Origin of the sequence: Kitasatospora sp. NPDC058243, assembly GCF_042882025.1 — a bacterium.
Lineage (GTDB): Bacteria > Actinomycetota > Actinomycetes > Streptomycetales > Streptomycetaceae > Kitasatospora.
In genome coordinates, this window is the sequence record NZ_JBHVWW010000143.1 from 1 (window position 1) to 919 (window position 919).

Annotated in this window: 1 pseudogene; it reads right to left on the minus strand. The window is 67.8% G+C overall.

Annotated elements, in window-relative coordinates:
* Nucleotides 1–846, minus strand: a pseudogene (locus tag ACFVX9_RS39590) (IS21 family transposase); the annotation flags it as partial.
* Nucleotides 847–919: the final 73 nt, after the last annotated feature.

Below are 919 nucleotides of genomic sequence, written 5' to 3' on the forward strand. Positions count from 1 at the left end.
GATCAACGGACCGGATGTGACGGCGGGCCGCTGCTGGTGCTCTTGCCTCATGATCCGGCCGGTCTCAGCGTGCTGGGGGGCGGTGACGTTTTGGTGGCGGGCCCAGCAGCGCGTGTGCTCGGCGACGATCTCCCCGCCTGCTGCGAGGACGATCACTTTCTCGTTGTCGCCGAGAACTGTGACGTGGTGGCCGATCTCGGCGGGGTCGACGGAGTAGCCGCAGGTCTCGACGCGGACATAGTCGTTACAGCCGAGGCAGATCTGGAAGCGCCACCAGGCCGGCGGGTCCGTGGCCGGGAGGGCCAGCATCTGGGCCCGGTCCGCCTCCCACCGGTCGGCCGGGCCGGCACGGATGGTGCGGTGGATTCGGCGGTTGGCGACCCCCAGCCAGGCCGTCAGTCGGGTGTTGGAGTCGTCCGGACCGCTGAAGTGCCGACCGGGCAGGAACGAGGTCTCCAGATAGCCGTTCGCCCTCTCGAACAGGCCTTTCGCTTCCGGATCCCGGGGCCGGCACAAATAGACCTTCGTGGCGAGCAGGCCCGCGAACGCGGCGAACTCGCTGGTCGGACTGCCGCGGCCGATGCCTGCCTCGTTGTCCCAGACCAGCATCTTCGGGACCGCACCCCACTCAGTCAGCAGCCGCCAGTGCCCGTCGATCAGGTCCCCGGTCCGCCCCGAGGGCAGCATCCTCGCGGTGATCACCCGCGAATAGCCCGAGACCACCACCAGCACCGGCATCCGCCTGGACTGGCCATAGCCGAGCGGGATGTCCGCCTCTGGGAACCACAGGTCGCACTGGGCCGCTGGCAGCTGTCTCTGCAGCTGAGCTTCACCGACTTGGTTCAACTCGTCCTGGTAACCGCAGTCCGTGAAACGACTCACTTCTCGGCCAAAGCACCACTCGTGCGTCGTGTTCGAC